Raw genomic sequence first — 19,296 nt, forward strand, 5'->3', positions numbered from 1 at the left:
TTCTCGGGCAGCAATTTTGAAGAAGTAAATGCTGACGTCCATACCTTAATAGCTCCATTAAATGAAAAATACCCCGTAAATAATTCAGAGAGTACCCTGGAAAAAGGTGTTGTTGTCGAAATGACCGAACTCGGGCAGATAAACACATCTCTTGATGGAAGCCCGGTTTTTTTGATAATCGGAGCTGAGTGGTGCCAGGCGTGCCAGTCCATGAAACCGATCCTTAACGAACTGGCAACAGAATACAGAGGAAAAGCAACGGTTATTTTCATAAATATAAACAAGAACACGCAGCTTGCAACCTACTTCGGAATAGAGTATATTCCGGACTCTTCTGTAATCGTGGGTATTGAGAATGGAAAATACGTTTACATGCAGGAGGATGGAAACGTTACAACAGACCGGCTCCAGGCAAGAATTGTTGGAGTAAGGGATAAAGGAGTGTTTGAAAGAGTCCTGAATTTCGCCCTCCTCCATGAAGAGAAAAACAAATCCGAATAAAAAAGAGCTTTTAGCTGGTAGACCTGACTAAATACCGCCAAATAGTGGAAGTTCTCCACCCCTGAGTTTCAGGCTGAGGTCACAAGTTCGTAAATGGAATAAACTTCGGCTGCTTTTTCATCTGTGACCTCCGCAAAAGATATGGAGGCTTTTAAATAGCAGCAAGAGAGAAAGGCACCAATTGTCTCTTGAAAAAACCTGGATCTCTTTTTCTCCTGAAGGTTTCAGTCAGCTCTGGTTTTAAAAATACAATTTTTCCTTCGCTCTTTCCAGAAAGGTATTTTTCTGACTTATTCTACCCTGTTTCTCTCTAAAAACACTTTTCCATGTTAAGGACCGGTTCCAAACCGCCGATTTAAGTTGCAACAAAAAGCGGGTAATGTCTGTTTAATAAACTGACTCCGTTACAAAATAGTAACACTAATAATACCGTAACTTCATAGAGTAGGCCATACCATATTTTCTCTGTAGATCAATCATGTATATAACAATCTGAAACTGATTAAGTCTGAAACCGATAGTATGTAAATAAAATGTGCAGATAGCAATTGCGAACGTGCAGGTAAAAACTTGAAACTTGCTGTGTTACTACGACCAATAAAAAGGGGCAAGAAGAATGATCACATTAAATGAGGCAGAGGCAGTCGAGATAAGTTTGTCTGCTGTTGAGGAGATAGATGAGAGCAGAGTCTTTCAGGCCCTGGACTCTCTTACAGGAATTGGGGAAGGCTTCCTCTCTGAAAACGAAGAGGCAGATGCTGAGAGAGTTATCCTGTCAATGGAGAACATCGCACAGGCTGCTGCAGAAAGAGAAATGGAGCTTGTTGTCATCAATTCCTCTCTGTTCCTCGGGAAACTTGCAAGGATAGCGGCAGAAAAGGGACTTGAATCCGCTTTGATTAGGGCTTTTATAGCAACAGGAAGATTGGGAAGAGCCGCGGCCGCACATTCCCTTGAGGCCGGCTCAAAGGTCGCTGCTACGACCCTCATGGAGATCTGGAACTCTTCTCCACAAAGGTGGCATCAGGATCAGACTATCGCATTTTCGTTACTCATTAAAGAGATTGGGTCTGCTGCTGCCAGGCATGGTAATGAAGAGATTGTGCTTAATGCAGCAACATGTCTTGGAGAAGTCGGGAAAAAGGTAGCAGCAGAAAGCCTTGAACTTGAAACTGTCAGTACCCTTATTCTGCTTGAGGAAATAGGCAAGCTTGCGGCAGAAAGATACTTCGACAAAGCTCTCAGTTCAACAGCGCTTTCGATAGAAGAGATAGGAAAACTATCTTTAAAGAAAGGACTTCATGAGGCTGCTCTGCAGTGCCAGTGGGCACTTGAGACCTTAAGAGTTCAGGCTGAGGAAAATCTTTTAAATAACTCTTCCATTGTAGCAGAACTGGCTCTGGATGGTTTCAAAGATGCAGGATGTACGGACTCGAAAGAAAATATAGGGAAGTTTCAGGAAATAAAAGATCTTCAGAAAAAAATTCAGTCTACTCTATAAAGTCGGGAAAAGCTACTATATAGCTTTTTCGAATTGATGATATTCTGTTATAATTATAGTTCTATCTGTAATTATACTTGATTCCATCATTATACGTATTTCCATCTTCTCTTTTTACAAAGAATATAGGAAAGTTTGCCAGAGAAGCCTCACTTAAATGATTTCAAAAAAGTTTTACTAACTCTGTGAAGATTTAGACCTCTACTCCAAACCGTAAGTTTTTAATAAATTGTGGAAGTATTTCCTTTAAAGCAAACTATCCTTTGATCGCTGAACTTTTTAATCAGGTCTAAAAAGGTTTAGTAACCTTTTAACCACGTCCAAAAAAGGGAGTAAATATGCTGTAATTCCTATTTAAATATCAAAAACCGTTCATTCAGGTAGGAAGAAGGTAAGGAGTTTAACCCTTCTTCCCACCTTGAGGCTAATTGTTTGGCACTCATGCAGGAAAAATATGCCAAAATTCCGGCATGAGTTTTTTACTCATATGATATATATTATGTATGAAATGTATATAACTCTTTCTATTTACTTTAGACGACGGGCCGTTTTGGACCGTGTTTGCTGCAGTTTCAGGTAAAAATATAAATAAAGTATATTAGCAAAATTCCCCTTTCTTATTTTTAAATTTATTTTTCTTATATTTTAATTTCTTTTTTATAACTGATTGTTCCATCAATATACTTTTTTAAGAGCTTTTTGTTTGATATCCAGGGCTTTAAAATGCTCTTTCTGGAATAAAACCCCTGAAGTTACTGATGTATTTTTAAAATTATAGGAAGACTAATATCAGAGTAAACCTATATAAATAATTAAATTCTCAAAATCCAAGCATTTTTTAAAGGATTTTACTGGAAAGGGGTTTTAATATGTTCTCACTGAACGAACAAAAAGCTATTGAACTTGGAAACGCTGGAGAGCAAGCAATAAGAGAACAGAATGACTATAATGCACTCCAATATGTTGAGTATCTCCGGGAATTCGGGAAAGAGCTGCTCGAGGCAAATCTGGAAACGGATTTAAAAAGAGTCGTAATTTCACTCCGCAACATAGGCAACAAAGCCGTCCAGAAAAAGATGGAGAATGTTGCGGCTACTACTGTAGATGTCCTTAAAGCTCTTGCAGAATCTGCTCTGGAGAAAAAATACTCAAACGCCCTCTGGTCTTTTTCAAAAGCCGTACAGGAAATAGGAAAAGGAACAACCCAATTCCAGATGCTTGAAGCTGCAAAAAATGCGGTAGAAACCCTTGAAATTATAGGATCAGGAGCTGTTGCACAGAAAATGGAAGTTGTAACCCTCTGGACGACCCTGGCACTTGAGGAAATTGATTATCTTGCAAACAGGCAGCAGCTTGAAGATCTTAGCAAAGCAGCGAAAACTGCCAGGGAGAGAATTATACAATCTTCCGAAGCAACAGGTTTCGTAACAAGGGATCAGATAGAAAAATACCCTCAAATTATTGCACAGACTGTAAGCGAAAATGCAGAACTTCAGAACCTTCAGCCTGCAGGCTATGCGGTCAGGCCCAATGAGGAGTTCACAGAAGAGGAATTCTTCGAGGAAGAAGGGGAAACTGAGGAGCCAGAAATTGAGGCTGCAAAAAAGGAAAAATAAGCTTACGGAAAAAAATTCTGGCTGTTTAAACAGCCGTCCGTCTTTTCTTATAATTCCTGGAAACTTCCAGGAAGCTTTCAATTATTTTCAACCCGTTGGGAGTAAGCACTGATTCGGGATGAAACTGCAGGCCATAGATTGGGTATTGCACATGCTCCACTGCCATAATGCTCCCGTCCTCTGCCCTGGCAGTAACCTTTATCCCGGGTGCAGGCTCGCCAATTTCAAGGGAATGATAGCGGCCTGCCTCAAATGGACCTTCAAATGCTGAAAATAATGCGGATTCCGTATGCAGGACCTTCGAACTTTTCCCATGCACCGGTCCTACCTTATTTCTCCTGATCAGCCCTCCGAAAGCCACATTGATTGCCTGGTGTCCAAGACAGACTCCAAGGAGGGGAATTTCCCTGCCCATCTCCCTGATTATTTCCAGGCAATTTCCTATATCCTTTGGGTCAGAAGGGTTTCCGGGCCCGGGAGAAATGACCAGAGCGTCAGGCTTTATCTCTCGGAGGTCTTCTAAGGAAACCGTATTAGGAAGGACTAGAGTATCTTTTTCGAAGTAAGAAATGTAGTCTACCAGATTCCATACAAAAGAATCTTTATTGTTTATGAAAACCACCTTCACCTGAAAATACCTCCTGAACTTATTTCTCCCCTACTTTTTTCTCCTGGCTTCTTCCCTTTAAAATTTTTGTTTTCAGGAATTAGTTTTCCCGGCTTTCCCTTCTCTAAAAGTCCCCTTTCTAAATTTTTCTTCATATATTCAACCCCATAGTTGCTTCAAAACCTTATCTCAAAGCTTCTCCGCCTATAGCCGCAAGCATGGCTGCCATCTTGCGCTCAGTTTCCCGGAATTCATATCCCGGATCAGAATCAGCTACTATTCCTGCCCCGGCCTGCACCGACGCTTTCTTGCCCTGTACAAGTACGGTCCGAATTACGATTGCAAAATCTGCATCCCCGTTCCAGCTGTAATACCCGACCCCTCCACCGTAAATCCCTCTTGGAGAGGCTTCAAGTTCGGAAATAATCTCCATGGCACGGATTTTCGGAGCCCCCGAGAGAGTTCCTGCCGGAAATACCGCCCTGAAAGCATCGAACTGGTCGCACTCAGGCCTAAGAATTCCTGAAACCGTACTTTCTATATGCTGTACATGGGAATACTTCAGGACTTTCATGAACTCGGAAACCTTTACCGAGCCGCTTTCCGCAACCATCCGTACATCATTTCTCCCGAGGTCAACAAGCATTACATGTTCAGCTCTTTCTTTTTCGTCGTGTAGCATATGCGAAGCAAAGGCTTCGTCCTCGGCTTCGGATTTTCCGCGGGGGCAGGTGCCTGCAATCGGATTTATGATAACGGTCCTGTTGTGGACAGTCAGCAGAGTTTCAGGGCTTGCACCGACAATTGCCAGGTCTCCAAACTCAAAGATATACATGTAAGGGCTGGGATTGATTGCCCGAAGCTGCATGTAGAGTTCGAAAGGAGACTGCTCAAGCCTGAACTCGCATTTCCTGGAAAGGACCGCCTGAAAGATATCCCCTGCAAAAATATGCTCTTTTGCCTGTAGTACCGACGCTTCAAACTCCTGTTTCCCAGCACTGCAGCCCGAAACGGATGAGCCTGAGACAGTTGATGTACCTGACACTGCTGTTTCTATCGAATCTCCGGAAAGGGCAGTTTCCTTCAGTATGGAGCAAAGTCTTTCTGCCTCTAAAAAAGCTTCTTCATACACTTTTCCGACATCCGACCCCGAATTTACAAAGGGAGTGATCGCTATGTAAACTTCTTCAGTCAGATGGTCGAACACAAAGGTTTTCGAAACTAACAGGTACTGCAGTTCGGGAACTTCGGACTCAAATCCTTTTTCGACTCCGAGCCAGCTGTCGTAAATAGCGTCATAAGCCGTATAGCCTATAGCCCCGCCAAGGAAAGTCTGCCTGTCAAAGCGTCTGACATTCAGGAGTCCCATCCCATTTGTAGCGGGAAAAGCCAGGCGAAGGGTATCGAAAGCATCTTTCCCATGAGGAATTATATATGTGAACTTTCCGTTTTTCAGCCCTGTATCCTTTTTCTCTGGATTTTCCTTCTCCATGATCTCAGGCCCGCATACCTCCTCCATTTTTGATCGAATTTCTTCAAAGAAGGCGGAAGCTCCCGGATTAAGGAGCTCAAGGGAAATTTTTCGGTCACTTATTTTGAGGACGGCATCAGGATCGTTTCCGACAAAGGAATACCTTGCCCGGCTTGCCTGTTTTTCCACGGATTCCAGCAGATAAGAATAGCCTGAAGTCCCAGACGCCCGCAGAGTGCGGTAAAGCTCAAGGGGAGAACAGGTAGTGGTATCGATTCTTGCAAGGAGCTGGATAAAGCCTGGCCGGTTTATTCCCGAAGCAAGCTCTTTGAATTCTTCTTTTCCAAGGTCAAAGGAAAGCATTTGCACACCTCACTTCTTCAATAAAACTTTTGATTTTCAGGGTATCTTTTTTCCCGCAAGTCTCTACTCCAGAAGCCGTATCCACGGCATAAGGGGATACGGTCCTGATAGCTTCCTGAACATTTTCGGGCGTGAGACCGCCTGCAAGGATTAGAGGAAGCCCTGTTTCCCCGGCAATTCGCCGGCTAAGGGTCCAATCATGTACACAGCCGGTTCCTCCGGGCTTGCCGGACTTTCCGGTATCGAGCAGAATAGAATCTACAACGTTTGCTTCTTCCAGAAGGCTGACCTTTTTGAGAAGGTCGGAAATAAAAGCAGTGTTCTCGGATTTTTTCTCAGATTTTTTTCCTGAAGATTCCCCCTCTGCAGGCAGAGATAGGGTTTTTATGACAGGTATGTCCGTTTTTTCCTTTATAATTTCAAGTTCCAGAAGGGGCATCTTGCAATGAATTTGCACGATATCGGGCCTTATTTTATCAATTAGTTCCAGGGCACTGACAGAGTTCTCAGGCATAATAACGAGTACGGAACTCAGGCTTCTGGGGACTTCAGAGACGAGATAAGCAGCAGTATCCGAATCAAGTTTTCTCGGGCTCTCGACAGGGACTTCCGTAATAAAGCCAACTGCATCAGCTCCATAAAGGGCTGCGAGTTCTATTTCTTCAGGGCTGCGGATCCCGCAGATTTTTGTTCTTGTTTTTAATTTTGCTGGCATGTCCTTTCCCCAGCTGCCGGGTTTAATATGGAAGTTTTGGAAGGTACCAAAATTCCTTTTCCCGGAGAAGTGCCCTTATTATTCTGTTCGTGAAAACCTGAAGTAAAAGTCCTGAACTGATTGAATTTAACCATGACCTTTCCGCTGTCAATGGCATCTTCCGCAATAGGGATTGCCTGCCGAATAGAGCCCACTATTCCGCTCACATAAAGGGCTGCTGCTGCATTCATAACTACAAGGTCCCTTTTTGGGCCTTTCTGACCCTTGAAAATACACAACAGATCCCTGGCATTTTCTTTCGGGGAACCGCCCATGATATCTTCGGGGCTTGCCCTCAGAATTCCCAGGGACTCGGGGGTCAGGGTATAGGTTGAAACCTTTCCGTTTTTTAGCTCTGCAACATAGGTCTCACCTGTGTTTGAAATCTCGTCCATCCCGTCCCCATGCACTACAAGGGCATGTTCGGTTCCAAGTTCCGCAAGGGCAAAAGCTATTGGCTCGCAGAGTCTTTTATCAAAAACCCCTATAACCTGCCCTTTAGCCCCTGCAGGGTTTGTCAGAGGCCCCAGAATATTAAAAACCGTGCGGACCCCGAGTTTTTTTCTGACCCCTGCAACCCTCTTCATAGCAGGGTGGAAAACCGGCGCAAACATAAACCCTATTCCTATCTCTTCTATTGTTTTCCTGACATGTTCTGGCACCAGGTCAACTTTAATTCCCAGGGCTTCAAGCACGTCCGAACTCCCTGACATTGAGGTGACAGCCCTGTTTCCATGCTTGGCTACAGGCACGCCTGCTGCTGCAGTCACGATTGCTGCTGCTGTTGAGACATTGATAGTATTAAGGCCGTCTCCTCCTGTCCCGCAGGTATCCACAAGCCTGAAAGGTGTCCTGGGTCTGATCGTGTTAGCGGCTTTCTTCATTCCCCTTACAAAGCCTGCAATTTCTTCGGGTTTTTCACCTTTTGCTCTCAGGGCAAGCAGAAATGCCCCGATTTCCTCATCGTATGCAGTACTCAGAATCTTGCCTACTGCAGCTTCAGCTTCTTTGGAACTCAGATCCAGGCCTTCTTCCAGCTTTTTAATGTATCTCTGCATTTTCTACTGCCTCCTTTTAGATCCCTATTTTCCCCTGTCTTTTCCCCTTTAACTGGCTTTCAATATGCCGGACTTGAGTTCTCTTGCAAGGGCTTCCAGCTTTTCGTTTACTTCTTTCCCATCTTCGATAATCCTGACAAAAGCCGAGCCGACTATGACAGCATCAGCCCCCGCATTTCGGACTTCTGCAGCCTGTTGTGCCGTTGAGATCCCGAATCCTACTGCCTTCGGAAGCCCTGTTTCCACTCTGGAAAGCAGCTCTTTAGTAGAAGACGAGACATCTTCTCGGGTTCCTGTGACCCCAAGTCTTGAGACAAGGTACAGAAAACCCGAGCTGCTTTCCAGGATCTTCCTCACCCTTTTCCCGGTTGTCGTGGGTGCTACCAGAAATATCAGGTCAAGTCCATGTTTTTCGCAGCTGTTTTTCAGGTCAGCTGCTTCTTCCACAGGGATATCGGGTATGATTAATCCGCTAATCCCGGCGTCTGCAGCCCGTTCTACAAATTTTTCCACTCCGTACCTGAATACAGGGTTGTAATAGGTCATGCACACCAGGGGAACCCCGACTTCAAGGGCTTTAACGAGCTCAAAATAGCGTTGAGTATCCATGCCGACTGCAAGCGCCCGCTGGCCGGCTGCCTGGATCGTAGGGCCGTCTGCCACGGGATCCGAAAACGGGAAACCGAGTTCGATGATATCCGCACCCCCGTCTGCCAGGGCCTTTACAATCTCGCCTGTTGCCTCTGCAGAGGGATCTCCTGCCATTACGTAGCAGATAAGGGCTCCTTCCTTTCTCTCTCTCAGTTCGCCGAATTTCTCTGAGATTTTTTGCCTTTTCATTTCAGATTCCTCCTCTCAGCCTAAGGACTGTTTCCAGGTCTTTATCCCCTCTTCCGGAAAGGTTTACGACCACTACCTCTTCCAGTTCTCCGGCTTCCGATGCTTTCTTCAGGTAGGCAAGGGCGTGGGAAGATTCCAGTGCAGGAATGATTCCTTCAAGCCTGCTTAATTCGTGGAAAGCTTCAAGGGCCTCATTATCCGTAGCATATCGGGCTGTAACCCTGCGGCTCTCGGACAGGTAAGCAAGTTCAGGCCCTACCCCGGAGTAGTCAAGCCCTGCAGAAACGGATTCGGATTCGAGAATCTGCCCGTTTTTATCCTGCAGCACCTTTGTCCTGGCCCCATGCAAGATCCCTTCTTCTCCTGCACAGAGGCAGGCCGAGTGAAGGGCTGCTTTTTCCGTACATTCCAGGGCTTTTCCCCCGGCTTCAACAGCAACAAGTTTGACCTCTTTATCCTCGACAAAGGGGTGAAAAATTCCCATTGCATTGCTCCCGCCGCCAGCACAGGCGATAATTGAATCAGGCATACGCCCTTCTTTTTGCAAAATCTGCCCTTTTACCTCGCGCCCGATAACACTCTGAAAGTCCCTGACTATCACAGGATAGGGATGGGGACCCACAACCGAACCTATGAGGTAATGCGTGTTTTCTATGTTCGTGACCCAGTCCCTGAAAGCCTCATTAATGGCATCCTTTAGGGTTTTTGAGCCGGTTTCCACGGCTTTTACCTCGGTGCCCATGAGCTCCATGCGGTATGCGTTCATCTGCTGGCGCCTGATATCTTTGGCACCCATATACACAACGGTCTCAAACCCGAGATTCGCTCCTGCCATAGCTGTTGCAGTCCCGTGCTGTCCTGCACCGGTTTCGGCAATCAACCTGGTTTTCCCCATGTATTTTGCAAGAAGGGCCTGCCCTATGGCATTGTTTAATTTGTGGGCTCCCCCATGCACAAGATCTTCCCGTTTAAGGTAGATTTTTGATCCGTATTTTTTGCTAAGGTTGCGGGCAAAATAGAGTGGTGTTTCTCTGCCTGCAAAGTCCCTCAGGTAATTGTCAAGTTCTGCAAGGAACTCAGGGTCGTTTTTATACCGTTCGTATCCCTCTTCAAGTTCTTCTAAGGCCGGCATGAGGACTTCGGGTACGTACTGCCCCCCATATTTTCCATACTTTCCTTTTATCTGTTCTGTTCTGCCGGTTTCTGAGCCTTCCTTAGAACCTGCAAGTTCATTTAAGTACGAATCTTTTGTCTGAAGTTCTGAAGTTTTAGTTCCTGTCAATTCAATTACTCCCTTATCTTTTGATGTAACTCTATAGCGTAATTTTTAAAATCGTATCTAGTATCGTGATTTCGGATCCAGTGATTTTCAGGACCTTGATTTGTAATTTTATTTGTGATTTCGGGGTTGAAGCAAAATTTAGTTTTGAAATAAATTTTGAAACAGAGGAGGATTTTTCAACCTCAATTCCAGCAGGCTGAAAGCTCCGAAAAGTCCGGAAAAAGAGTTATTAACGCCAGCAAAGACTCTGGACGAATTCTTTCGTTTTCTCAAAAACAGAATCACTTTCCATAAGTGCAGACCCTATCAGCACGGCATCCGCCCCTGCCTGGATTACCCTTCTGACATCCCCTGTGCTGTTCATCCCACTCTCACTTATTATAAGATGCCTGGTTCCGTGGTCGAGGTCATATTCTCGGATAAGGGGTGCCAGCTTCTCTGTGGTGCTGAGGTTGATTTTAAGTGTTTCAAAGTCCCTGTTGTTTATCCCTATAACCCTCGCCCCGGTTTCAAGGGCAGAATGAAGTTCTTTTTTGTTGTGAACCTCAACCAGAGGCTCAAATCCATTTTCAATGGCAAGTTCGACAAAAAAGCCAAGTTCTCTCCCGAGGATGCCTGCAATCAGGAGCACAAGGTCGCTTTCTGCTTCTTCAAGCTGCAATCTGTCAATAATGAAGTCTTTCCTGAGAACAGGCAAGCATACGGTTTTTCTGACCGCGTCCAGGTTTTCAAGCGAACCCTGAAACACCCCCGGCTCTGTCAGGACCGAAACTGCAACTGCTCCGGCTTCTTCCATTTCCCATGCAAGCTCTGCAGCCGTTGCAGGTGGAATATCCCTAAAAGTTTTCCCCGGAGATGCGGGTTTGATCTCCGCAATTACAGGCACCAGACCGTCTGCTTTTGCACCTGCCACGGCAGAGAGAAAATCCCTTTTCTCAAACTGCAGCAGGTCTTCAGGGCATTTCTGCGGCTCGAAAGCCCGGATGCGAGTTTTTGTTGTGTTGAGGATATGAAGGAGTGTATCGTGCATTAACCATCACTGACGTATAGTTTTGTACAACAAAGTCTAATATAGTACTTTGTATAAATAGGTTTTGGATGAGGAGGATGGGCAGGGATTAAAAAATCTTACTTTCAAGAAAGGCAACTCCAGGATGCACAATTCAGCTTATTCCGGATAAGAACAGCGTCTTTTTTCTGTTCTTTCCCCACAGTGAGCTGCTCTCCCAGGCCTGCAAGCGAAAGTAATGAAACAGCTACTTGACGATTGTTGTCGTAAAAGAAGGTAAATGGATTTTAAAAGAGATTTTAGAAAAAAACCTATGCATCAACTATTACACAAAAAAGAGAAGAAGAAAAATATCATTAATTGATTTTAACTATTATTTTTTCGTCCATTTTTACCCGGTTGATGTTTTGAATCACTCGAATGTCAGTAGATCTCTCAAAGTCCATTTTGACTCAGTAATTCCTGCTTTTCTTCCAGGTATATTTTTACACTTAAGGCCTTTTTCATCTTTGTATGTTAATCCTCCATGTTCTCTACAGAAATTAAAAGGCGTGCATAGGGAATCATTCTACTTAAACACTTTATTTCTTCAAGAATCCTATCGTCTTCCTTGAAACTCTATTATTCTTCTGCCTGAATGCTAAGTCTTGCCTGGAGTAAACTTGTTGGGATCTCACTTTTCGATATTTTTTCCAAATATAATCTTCTTGACGATCTTCTGTAACTTTCCCCTCTTTCTTTTTTGATTACATTAGCGTATCTCAAGTCATAAAAAAACACATTTTGGTTTCTCTGGTTTTCCCCTCTTCCCTGTTTTTGGTAGATCCAGATCTTTCATGAAATTTTCTTTACCTTATCACATTGCTTTGCATCACGACTTAACCATCTACTTACGGTAGCTGGCTCTATCCCCAATACATCGGCAATAGCTTTTTCACTCATTCCCGTAATGGCCATTTTCAGAGCTGAATCAATAATAGATTCTTCTTTGCGAAGATCATAATAGAAAGTGCCTGTATGGTCACAGAAAACTTTTCCACAGTGGCGGCAAATGTATTTTCGAGTTTTTTCTCCACGGCTTATGGAAGTTCCATTTCCTACAACATTGCCCTGGTCAGTAACACCATAAAAATCACAATCCTTATTTGGACAAGCAATGCTATTGAATTGTGGTTTAGGACCTCGTTTCCCCATAGAGATTATTATCCCGCTACTATTATATATTATCAACTGAATTAAAATGGACTGCCAAAATCAGGTAAAAGATAAAATTATTTTATAGTTACTCATATTTTTGAGGGTCCTAAGTGGTATGAATAGCCTTTGATAAAATGGTATGAATAGCCTTTGATAATATACTTAAAAAATTATTTTCCATAACTTTAGTTAATTATTGCTTTTATTTTGAAGCAACAAAATTTTATTTAAGTTCTGCTGAATTATAAATGCGAAAATTGAATCCCTGAAGAGCTTATTAAATACAGACAAAAACATTTACATCTTGAAATACAGAGTGAAAAACATTTACATCTTGAAATACAGAATGAACAACATTTACATCTTGAAATACAGAATGAACAACATTTACAGATAAATAGGAAATAGTAGCTCATGAATGTAGTATCATTGTCGAAGTATAGATTGTATGTTCCTGAAATAAAGTCTATTTTGTTGATGTTCTTCAGCACACGAATAATTTTGAGTATAATCGGAGTGCTTTCTCGTAAAATCGTGCAATCTCATACAAGCCCATCCTCTTTGAGCGGGAATATCTGGCTGGATATCTGGGGAGTTTGGGATACAGGCTGGTATCTGGATATTTCTCAACATGGTTATACTTCTGGGGCTCTGGACCAACTGAGCATACATCAGACAAATATTGCGTTTTTTCCTCTGTATCCCTTACTTATGAGATTTCTGGGATCAATTGTAGGGAATCATTATATTGCTGGCTTAATAATATCAAATTTTTGTTTAATAGTTTCCTGTTTTTATTTATACAGATTGGTAAGGCTTGATTCCGATGAGGCCAGCGCTCTTAAATCGGTAAAATATCTGCTTCTTTTTCCGGTTTCGTTCATCTTTTCAGGCGTTTTCACCGAATCACTGTACCTTGCCCTTACTTTGATGTGCTTCTACTATGCCAGGACATATAAATGGCAGCTGGTTGGAATAACAGGGTTCTTTTTATCTTTAACAAGGTCTGTTGGTGTTCTCGTTGTTTTGCCTTTACTTTATGAAGGTTTCATGCAGTTGCTAAAAGAAAACGAAGATTTAAAGAGTTTTAAAAACTCCAGGGACAAGATACTGCCTTTATTTTATCTCTCATTAATTCCTCTTGGAATAATTTCTTTCATGATCTTTAACTACTACCTAACTGGAGACTTTATGGCTTTTGCACATGCTCAGGTAATGTGGCAAAGGCATACTGCAAACCCTCTACTGGTTCTCATCAATGGTTACCACGGAAATCTTTACACAGCCTTTGAGGCAGCTTTTGCCACTATTTTTATTTATATATTTATATTATTTTACAGAAATATCAGGTTTTCTTACTGGTTATTTGGTATGTATTCTATTTTTGTTCCACTTTCTACCGGAATCCAGTCTATGCCCCGATTTATTCTTGTGATTTTCCCTATTTACATTCTTTTTGCTAACATTACTAAAAACCGTATTTCAGAAGATCTTGTTACGATATCTTTCGCTCTTCTGCAGGGTTTTTTGATGGTATTCTGGACTAACAGTTTTTATCTGGTGGTATGAGTAGGAGGGTGTGAGAATTTTTAAAGGGGGTTTGCAGTTAATATGAATTCTATATCAGGTGTAATTTATAGTTTGGAGTCAAAATGCACGCTCAGTATGAAATAACAGTAATTATCCCTACCTTTAATGAAGAGGTCAATATTGCCAACATAATCGAGGCTGTGAATTCGATTCTTTCGGCAAATAATATTTGTGGGGAAATTCTTGTTATTGATGACGAATCTCGCGATAAGACTATCAGAATTGTCCAGGATCTCACATTGAAGTTTAATAATCTGAAGATTATTGTCAGGCATGCCGACCACGGACTTTCTCAATCCGCAGTAGAGGGTTTCAAGCAGGCAAATTCGGATATTTTTCTGGTAATCGATGCCGATTTTTCCCATCCCCCAGTGTTAATTCCTCGTTTTTATGATGAAATAAAAAAAGGAGCCGATATTGTCATAGGAAGCCGGTATACCAGGGGGGGAGGAGTTAAGCAGTGGCCCCTTAAGCGCCGGGTTCTGTCTCTTGGAGCAACAGGTATGGGAAGGATACTATTCCCTGGGATTACAGACCCTGTAAGCGGATTTTTTGCTCTTAGAAAAGAAGTGATTTCCGGAGCTCAACTTCATCCCAGAGGTTATAAGATCCTTATGGAAGTTCTTGGCAAGGGACGATGGAAATCCGTTTTCGAGATTCCGTTTACGTTTACGGACAGACAGCATGGAGAGAGCAAGCTTACCTCTTGCATCATAAGCGATTATGTGAAACAGATTTTAATTATCACTGAATATTCTCTTACTTCCCGCAATAACCAGGTCTGGAACGAATGGAAAAAAATCATAAAGTTCGGTTTTGTCGGACTGTCCGGAGTGCTCGTGAATATAGGTTTTCTGTATTTGTTTACTGAATATATGGGCCTTTATTATATCATAGCCAGCATAGTAGCAATCGAAATATCCATTTTGAGTAATTTTCTCCTGAATGATTGCTGGACATTTAAGCTAAAGGATGAAGTGGATTCTTATACACAGAACCGATTTCAGAGGTTCTTTTCTTTCCAATGTGTCTCAATTATTGGGCTTATAATTAATATAGGAATATTATACTTTTTAACAGATTTTTTTGGAATTTATTATCTTGTTTCGAACCTCATCGGAATATTCATTGTTTTTTTCTGGAACTATCTAATAAACAGGCACGTTACATGGAAACTAAGAACTTACGGATAAAAAAGTAAAAGGATATGCCGTACGAAAACAATGTCAGAACTCTTTCATTAATCACAGGCATCACCGCAGGCGTGCTGGCTGTTGTGGAAAATAATTTCGGCTGAAGCCTTGAACTCTTCAAATACCCCTGATATATCTGCTTCAGCTTTATGGTTATTTCGAGTCCAAAACCAAGAATTGAAACCGACCCCCTTGGGAATATTCCGGAGACTTTGGATAATTCGCGGGCAAGATGCACTAAAACAGAGCTGAAAAACTATTTTGAATTTCTTTTCTAGCGACTCGGACAAAAATCAGGCCTAAAGAGATTAAAATTTTATATGATTTTTGTCTGTTATTGATTTAAATATTATGAGGATTATAAAAATAGAAAGTAATAAATACGTGAAAGAAACAACTTCAAAACAAAACCCTATGCACGAAGTTGTAAAAGTAAATCACGTAACTATTTAATATATTTAAATCATGTGATCCACCATGCCCAGAAAATACATCAACAAAACAACCCACTTCATCCTCCACGATGACGGCACATTCGACGTTTATATTAATAAGAAATTCAAAGATTGTGGACTCTATGAGGAAACCCTGGACACAGTAAAATTAGATTATTTTAAACATTCTTCCATATTTATAAAAGACGAAGGATGCTTAATTTCTGAGAACTGCAGAATTTGGTTAGAGGACAGAATGATTAGTGTTCCTGGTGGTATTCTTAATAATGGAGTGTTCATACCTAATAGTGAGAGTGGGAGTACTATCTAAAATATATTGAAATTTATATATATAGAAATGTGTGAAGCTGCAAAAAAAGAAATGATTTTATAGAGGGCTCTTATTGAAAAGAGAATAAACATGACTGAAAGTTAAAAATCAGGTTTTAGAGAGATTTAAACTTTTTTACAGCTCTAATTATATCTTTTATTAGATTAAGTGAATCCATTTTTTGAATTTTTTGATCGAATGGAAAAATAGTTTTCTGTAATCGCACATGCTTTTTTTAAGTCAGAACATATATTCGGCCAAAAACCGAATTCTGGAAGTTACCCAGTTTTCCTTAGGAATCACGCTTTTTCATAATATTATAAACTAATTTATAGATAAATGATGTCAATAACAACATTACAAAATACTGTTTTGAATTATTCTATAAGAATTTTCATTTTTTCTTCTCGACATGAAAAGCGGAAATCGCAATATATCGGAAGAGTGTAAAATTTGCATAAAATTATAGACTTGCTGCTCACCCCTACTCTCTGAAGAATTTCATTCAAATGAACACATTTATTCACTATCATAAAAATAATATCAATATCGGGCAGGTAAAAATACAAAAGTTTATAACTTGCTGTTCCTCATATAATATGCAGCTATATATCGACCAGTAAATTTTGTTAACCAAAACAAAAACAGATAAATTTTGAATATTATACAGTTCAAGCAAAAAACAATTTGTCTGATATTGATTGTTTGATTCGAAATTACTTAAGAATTAGCTGAATATCAGGGAAAACGACCCTGTTAAGAAGTACCTTCCATGAAAACAAGGATTGAAACTCATTAAGCCAGTTACTCAGATCAGTTGCACAACCATTCGCAAGCAAGATCCACGAAAACAAGGATTGAAACCGGGTTAAGCTCCCTGTACAAGTTTTTGGTACATGGATCGAGAAGTAGCTTCCACGAAAACAAGGATTGAAACAACGAAAGAACTGTTGAACTTGATTACATAGGTACAATTAAATTCGCGAGCAAGATCCACTAAAACAAGGATTGAAACGAAATTGGTCTTCCATTGGTGACATCGTATACGAATATTCGCGAGCAAGATCCACGAAAACAAGGATTGAAACCACATCGTCCAGCTCCTCTATATTGAGATAACTAAATTCGCGAGCAAGATCCACTAAAACAAGGATTGAAACAACACTCCTTACATCTCATCAATCTAGGATGATATCATTCGCGAGCAAGATCCACTAAAACAAGGATTGAAACTCAGGGTCTTCATCAGTACCGTACAGAGCATCGTAGATTCATGAGCAAGATCCACTAAAACAAGGATTGAAACATTGCTAAATCAACACCAACTGTATTATCAGATGATTATTCATGAGCAAGATCCACTAAAACAAGGATTGAAACAACGGATTGAATGTGTGCCCTTCTCCAGTTCCAAGACATTCATGAGCAAGATCCACTAAAACAAGGATTGAAACCTTGTAAACACATTTCCAGATTTATGGATATGCCTGTATTCGAGATCAAGATCCACTAAAACAAGGATTGAAACGCGAGAAGATCTGCGATATTCTCTCTAGCGGATATTAATTCGCGAGTAAGATCCACTAAAACAAGGATTGAAACTGTATGGAGTATCAAATTATGTTTGCGGTATAAAAATTCGCGAGCAAGATCCACTAAAACAAGGATTGAAACTCCAGGGATATTGAAGCATGAGGAGTGGCAGCATCAATTTGCGAGCAAGATCCACTAAAACAAGGATTGAAACGCTTGGTGCTTAATAGCAAGTTTAAGTTTAGCTAAGATTCGCGAGCAAGATCCACTAAAACAAGGATTGAAACAACATACTTTAGTTCGTATTCTTCCGAATTTGCAGGATATTCGCGAGCAAGATCCACGAAAACAAGGATTGAAACATTCCCTCCAAAAATCGCATAAAACATATGTCTAATTATTCGTGAGCAAGATCCACTAAAACAAGGATTGAAACTAATATCCAAAGTCTTTTACTCTGTTGCACTTCAGTATTGTCTCAAGATTCGAGATCAAGATCCACTAAAACAAGGATTGAAACTCATTGCTTAGCCCTCCCTGCAGTCGTTACAAAGTATTCGAGATCAAGATCCACTAAAACAAGGATTGAAACTTCAGTATTGAGTTAAATTTTTATTTAATTACTATTTTTTATTTAATTTTTATTTTTACACAAGGATGTGTTTTTATATTTATTCTTCAGTGAAACTTCTCACAAAATTGAATAAATTTAGGAACTTTTATATCTAAGTGAACATTTTTAATAAATAAATTATTTTGAAGGAGCATTTTAGATAATGAATGACGATGAACTTCAACTCATATTCTTGCTCCATGATCTTGGCATATTTTTTAAGAGAACAGGCTTACCCCACTCGCAAAAATTCAGTAATTCTACTGAAAGTGAAACTGGTAAGGGAAGTTTACACTCCAGATGGAGTGCTTCATTAGCTGAAAAACTTGGTCTGAGTCAGGATATTCAGAATGTAATATTATATGACCATAAATGTGAAGCTTTGGAGGGGGAAAATGCAAGAATAGCAAATGTGCTCAGTAAAGCATCAGAATTTTTTACCGAAGAAGACGAACTTGGGCCAGTAAATCTTTTGTCTGTGTTTTCCGAAGTAAAGTTAAAGGAGAGCACTCATCCAGATAAATGCTATCTTCCTATCCTAAAATTGGATTTAGGATTTAAAAAGCCGATAAGATATGGGGAAGTTTCAAATAAAGAAGCCTACCGGAAGTTATGGGAAGACTTTGCATCGGAACTGAGAAATCTCGGGAAGGACATCTGCCCTGAAAATTTGTATCAATTAATAAAGAAATATACCACTTTTTTGCCCTCAAATTCGAGAGATATCTCTCTCTTTGATCACATTAAAATTAAAACAGCTATAGCAACCTGCCTTTACAGATTTATGCAGGATGAGAGTTTAGCCTCAATCCAACCTGTCGAAAAACCTTTTCTTTTGATTTCAGGTGGAATTTCAGGAATTCAGCGTTTTATATATAGAGTTTCATCTCCTGCAGAAGCACAGGTAGGTATGGCAAAGAGACTCAGAGGGCGTTCTTTTTTCCTGAACTTATTGAATGATGCTGTTGTGACTTCAATACGCAACAAACTGAACCTTCCTGAAGCCAATTTGTTATGGTGTGGGGGAGGAAATTTCCTTATTATTGCAACAAATACTGATAAAACTAAAGAAGAGATTGAAAAGTTCCAAAAAGAGGTAAACAAATCTCTTATGCAGATGTTCAATGCTGAGCTGTTCTTAAATTTTACCTGGGAACAGGCAGGAGTGAATGAATTAAAAGATTTTTCCAGATTGAATGAAAAACTTAACCAAAAGATGGATGAGAACAAAAAGCAAAAGTTTGTTGAAAACCTCGAAGACCTGTTTGCGGAAGACGATAAAACTACTCGTAAAACCTGCTCTGTATGCGCTAGTCCGATAAAAGAAGAAGAAATCCTCTGCGAAGACTGCAATAAACATACAGAAATTGGAAGAAAGATTGCACATGCTAAATACTACATAA

General features: G+C 40.9%; 15 protein-coding genes, 1 pseudogene and 1 CRISPR repeat array. Of the genes and pseudogenes, 7 read left to right on the top strand and 9 right to left on the bottom strand.

The annotated features are described in order from the left end of the window. The 3 genes from RG963_RS13295 to RG963_RS13305 all read left to right on the top strand — a co-directional run. On the top strand, positions 1 to 501 hold a 501-nt coding region (locus tag RG963_RS13295), incomplete at its 5' end, for a thioredoxin family protein (protein ID WP_310576766.1). Positions 502 to 1,117: 616 nt separating this feature from the next. After that, positions 1,118 to 2,002 (top strand): hypothetical protein, encoded by an 885-nt coding sequence (locus RG963_RS13300; RefSeq protein ID WP_310576767.1) that lies wholly within the window; start codon positions 1,118 to 1,120, stop codon positions 2,000 to 2,002. Positions 2,003 to 2,871: 869 nt separating this feature from the next. After that, complete coding sequence (locus RG963_RS13305) at positions 2,872 to 3,618, top strand: hypothetical protein (protein WP_310576768.1); 747 nt, start codon at positions 2,872 to 2,874, stop codon at positions 3,616 to 3,618. A 25-nt stretch (positions 3,619 to 3,643) separates the two neighbouring features. Here the strand turns inward: RG963_RS13305 and RG963_RS13310 are convergent, their stop codons facing one another. From RG963_RS13310 to RG963_RS13350, 9 genes and pseudogenes are all read right to left on the bottom strand, one after another. Then, on the bottom strand, positions 3,644 to 4,246 hold the full coding sequence (locus tag RG963_RS13310; RefSeq protein ID WP_310576769.1) for an aminodeoxychorismate/anthranilate synthase component II: 603 nt from the start codon (positions 4,244 to 4,246) through the stop codon (positions 3,644 to 3,646). Continuing rightward, positions 4,243 to 4,380 carry a hypothetical protein gene (locus RG963_RS13315; RefSeq protein ID WP_310576770.1) on the bottom strand — a complete coding sequence of 46 codons (138 nt, stop codon included), beginning with the start codon at positions 4,378 to 4,380 and terminating at the stop codon, positions 4,243 to 4,245. The genes RG963_RS13310 and RG963_RS13315 overlap by 4 nt, the downstream gene beginning before the upstream one ends. 29 nt (positions 4,381 to 4,409) lie before the next feature. Continuing rightward, complete coding sequence (trpE, locus tag RG963_RS13320) at positions 4,410 to 6,059, bottom strand: anthranilate synthase component I (protein WP_310576771.1); 1,650 nt, start codon at positions 6,057 to 6,059, stop codon at positions 4,410 to 4,412. Beyond that, positions 6,046 to 6,774: a phosphoribosylanthranilate isomerase gene (locus RG963_RS13325; protein WP_310576772.1), complete on the bottom strand. Its 729-nt coding sequence runs from the start codon at positions 6,772 to 6,774 to the stop codon at positions 6,046 to 6,048. The genes trpE and RG963_RS13325 overlap by 14 nt, the downstream gene beginning before the upstream one ends. Beyond that, a complete protein-coding gene (gene trpD, locus RG963_RS13330; RefSeq protein ID WP_310576773.1) occupies positions 6,759 to 7,871 on the bottom strand; it encodes an anthranilate phosphoribosyltransferase in 1,113 nt (370 codons plus the stop codon). Before trpD ends, RG963_RS13325 begins: the two co-directional genes overlap by 16 nt. A gap of 48 nt (positions 7,872 to 7,919) precedes the next feature. Continuing rightward, on the bottom strand, positions 7,920 to 8,711 hold the full coding sequence (trpA, locus tag RG963_RS13335) for a tryptophan synthase subunit alpha (protein ID WP_310576774.1): 792 nt from the start codon (positions 8,709 to 8,711) through the stop codon (positions 7,920 to 7,922). Between the two features lies 1 nt (position 8,712). After that, positions 8,713 to 9,894 (bottom strand): tryptophan synthase subunit beta, encoded by a 1,182-nt coding sequence (trpB, locus tag RG963_RS13340; protein WP_396654735.1) that lies wholly within the window; start codon positions 9,892 to 9,894, stop codon positions 8,713 to 8,715. Between the two features lie 328 nt (positions 9,895 to 10,222). Further along, entirely contained in the window at positions 10,223 to 11,023 is an 801-nt protein-coding gene (locus RG963_RS13345; protein WP_310576775.1) for an indole-3-glycerol-phosphate synthase, read from the bottom strand. A 391-nt stretch (positions 11,024 to 11,414) separates the two neighbouring features. Then, positions 11,415 to 12,196, bottom strand: a pseudogene (locus tag RG963_RS13350) (transposase). A gap of 810 nt (positions 12,197 to 13,006) precedes the next feature. On the opposite strand from RG963_RS13350, the gene RG963_RS13355 reads away from it, so the two are divergent. The 4 genes from RG963_RS13355 to cas10 all read left to right on the top strand — a co-directional run. Beyond that, positions 13,007 to 13,768 (top strand): hypothetical protein, encoded by a 762-nt coding sequence (locus RG963_RS13355; RefSeq protein WP_310576776.1) that lies wholly within the window; start codon positions 13,007 to 13,009, stop codon positions 13,766 to 13,768. An 83-nt stretch (positions 13,769 to 13,851) separates the two neighbouring features. Beyond that, on the top strand, positions 13,852 to 14,982 hold the full coding sequence (locus tag RG963_RS13360; RefSeq protein WP_310576777.1) for a glycosyltransferase family 2 protein: 1,131 nt from the start codon (positions 13,852 to 13,854) through the stop codon (positions 14,980 to 14,982). A gap of 477 nt (positions 14,983 to 15,459) precedes the next feature. Further along, a complete protein-coding gene (locus tag RG963_RS13365; RefSeq protein ID WP_310576778.1) occupies positions 15,460 to 15,747 on the top strand; it encodes a hypothetical protein in 288 nt (95 codons plus the stop codon). 982 nt (positions 15,748 to 16,729) lie between these two features. Next, a CRISPR array of direct repeats spans positions 16,730 to 17,872; the repeat unit is 33 nt; unit sequence GCGAGCAAGATCCACTAAAACAAGGATTGAAAC. Positions 17,873 to 18,056: 184 nt separating this feature from the next. Continuing rightward, the coding region (cas10, locus tag RG963_RS13370; RefSeq protein ID WP_310576779.1) for a type III-A CRISPR-associated protein Cas10/Csm1 at positions 18,057 to 19,296 on the top strand (1,240 nt) is incomplete at its 3' end.

This window comes from Methanosarcina baikalica (genome assembly GCF_031461075.1).
Taxonomy (GTDB): Archaea; Halobacteriota; Methanosarcinia; order Methanosarcinales; family Methanosarcinaceae; genus Methanosarcina; species Methanosarcina baikalica.

Bases quoted from the DNA above. Each gene is read 5' to 3' on its own strand.
- RG963_RS13315 (WP_310576770.1), bottom strand. From the start codon at position 4,380: ATGAAGAAAAATTTAGAAAGGGGACTTTTAGAGAAGGGAAAGCCGGGA.
- RG963_RS13300 (WP_310576767.1), top strand. From the start codon at position 1,118: ATGATCACATTAAATGAGGCAGAGGCAGTCGAGATAAGTTTGTCTGCT.
- RG963_RS13360 (WP_310576777.1), top strand. From the start codon at position 13,852: ATGCACGCTCAGTATGAAATAACAGTAATTATCCCTACCTTTAATGAA.
- RG963_RS13365 (WP_310576778.1), top strand. From the start codon at position 15,460: ATGCCCAGAAAATACATCAACAAAACAACCCACTTCATCCTCCACGAT.
- trpA (WP_310576774.1), bottom strand. From the start codon at position 8,711: ATGAAAAGGCAAAAAATCTCAGAGAAATTCGGCGAACTGAGAGAGAGA.
- RG963_RS13345 (WP_310576775.1), bottom strand. From the start codon at position 11,023: ATGCACGATACACTCCTTCATATCCTCAACACAACAAAAACTCGCATC.
- trpE (WP_310576771.1), bottom strand. From the start codon at position 6,059: ATGCTTTCCTTTGACCTTGGAAAAGAAGAATTCAAAGAGCTTGCTTCG.
- RG963_RS13325 (WP_310576772.1), bottom strand. From the start codon at position 6,774: ATGCCAGCAAAATTAAAAACAAGAACAAAAATCTGCGGGATCCGCAGC.
- trpD (WP_310576773.1), bottom strand. From the start codon at position 7,871: ATGCAGAGATACATTAAAAAGCTGGAAGAAGGCCTGGATCTGAGTTCC.
- RG963_RS13305 (WP_310576768.1), top strand. From the start codon at position 2,872: ATGTTCTCACTGAACGAACAAAAAGCTATTGAACTTGGAAACGCTGGA.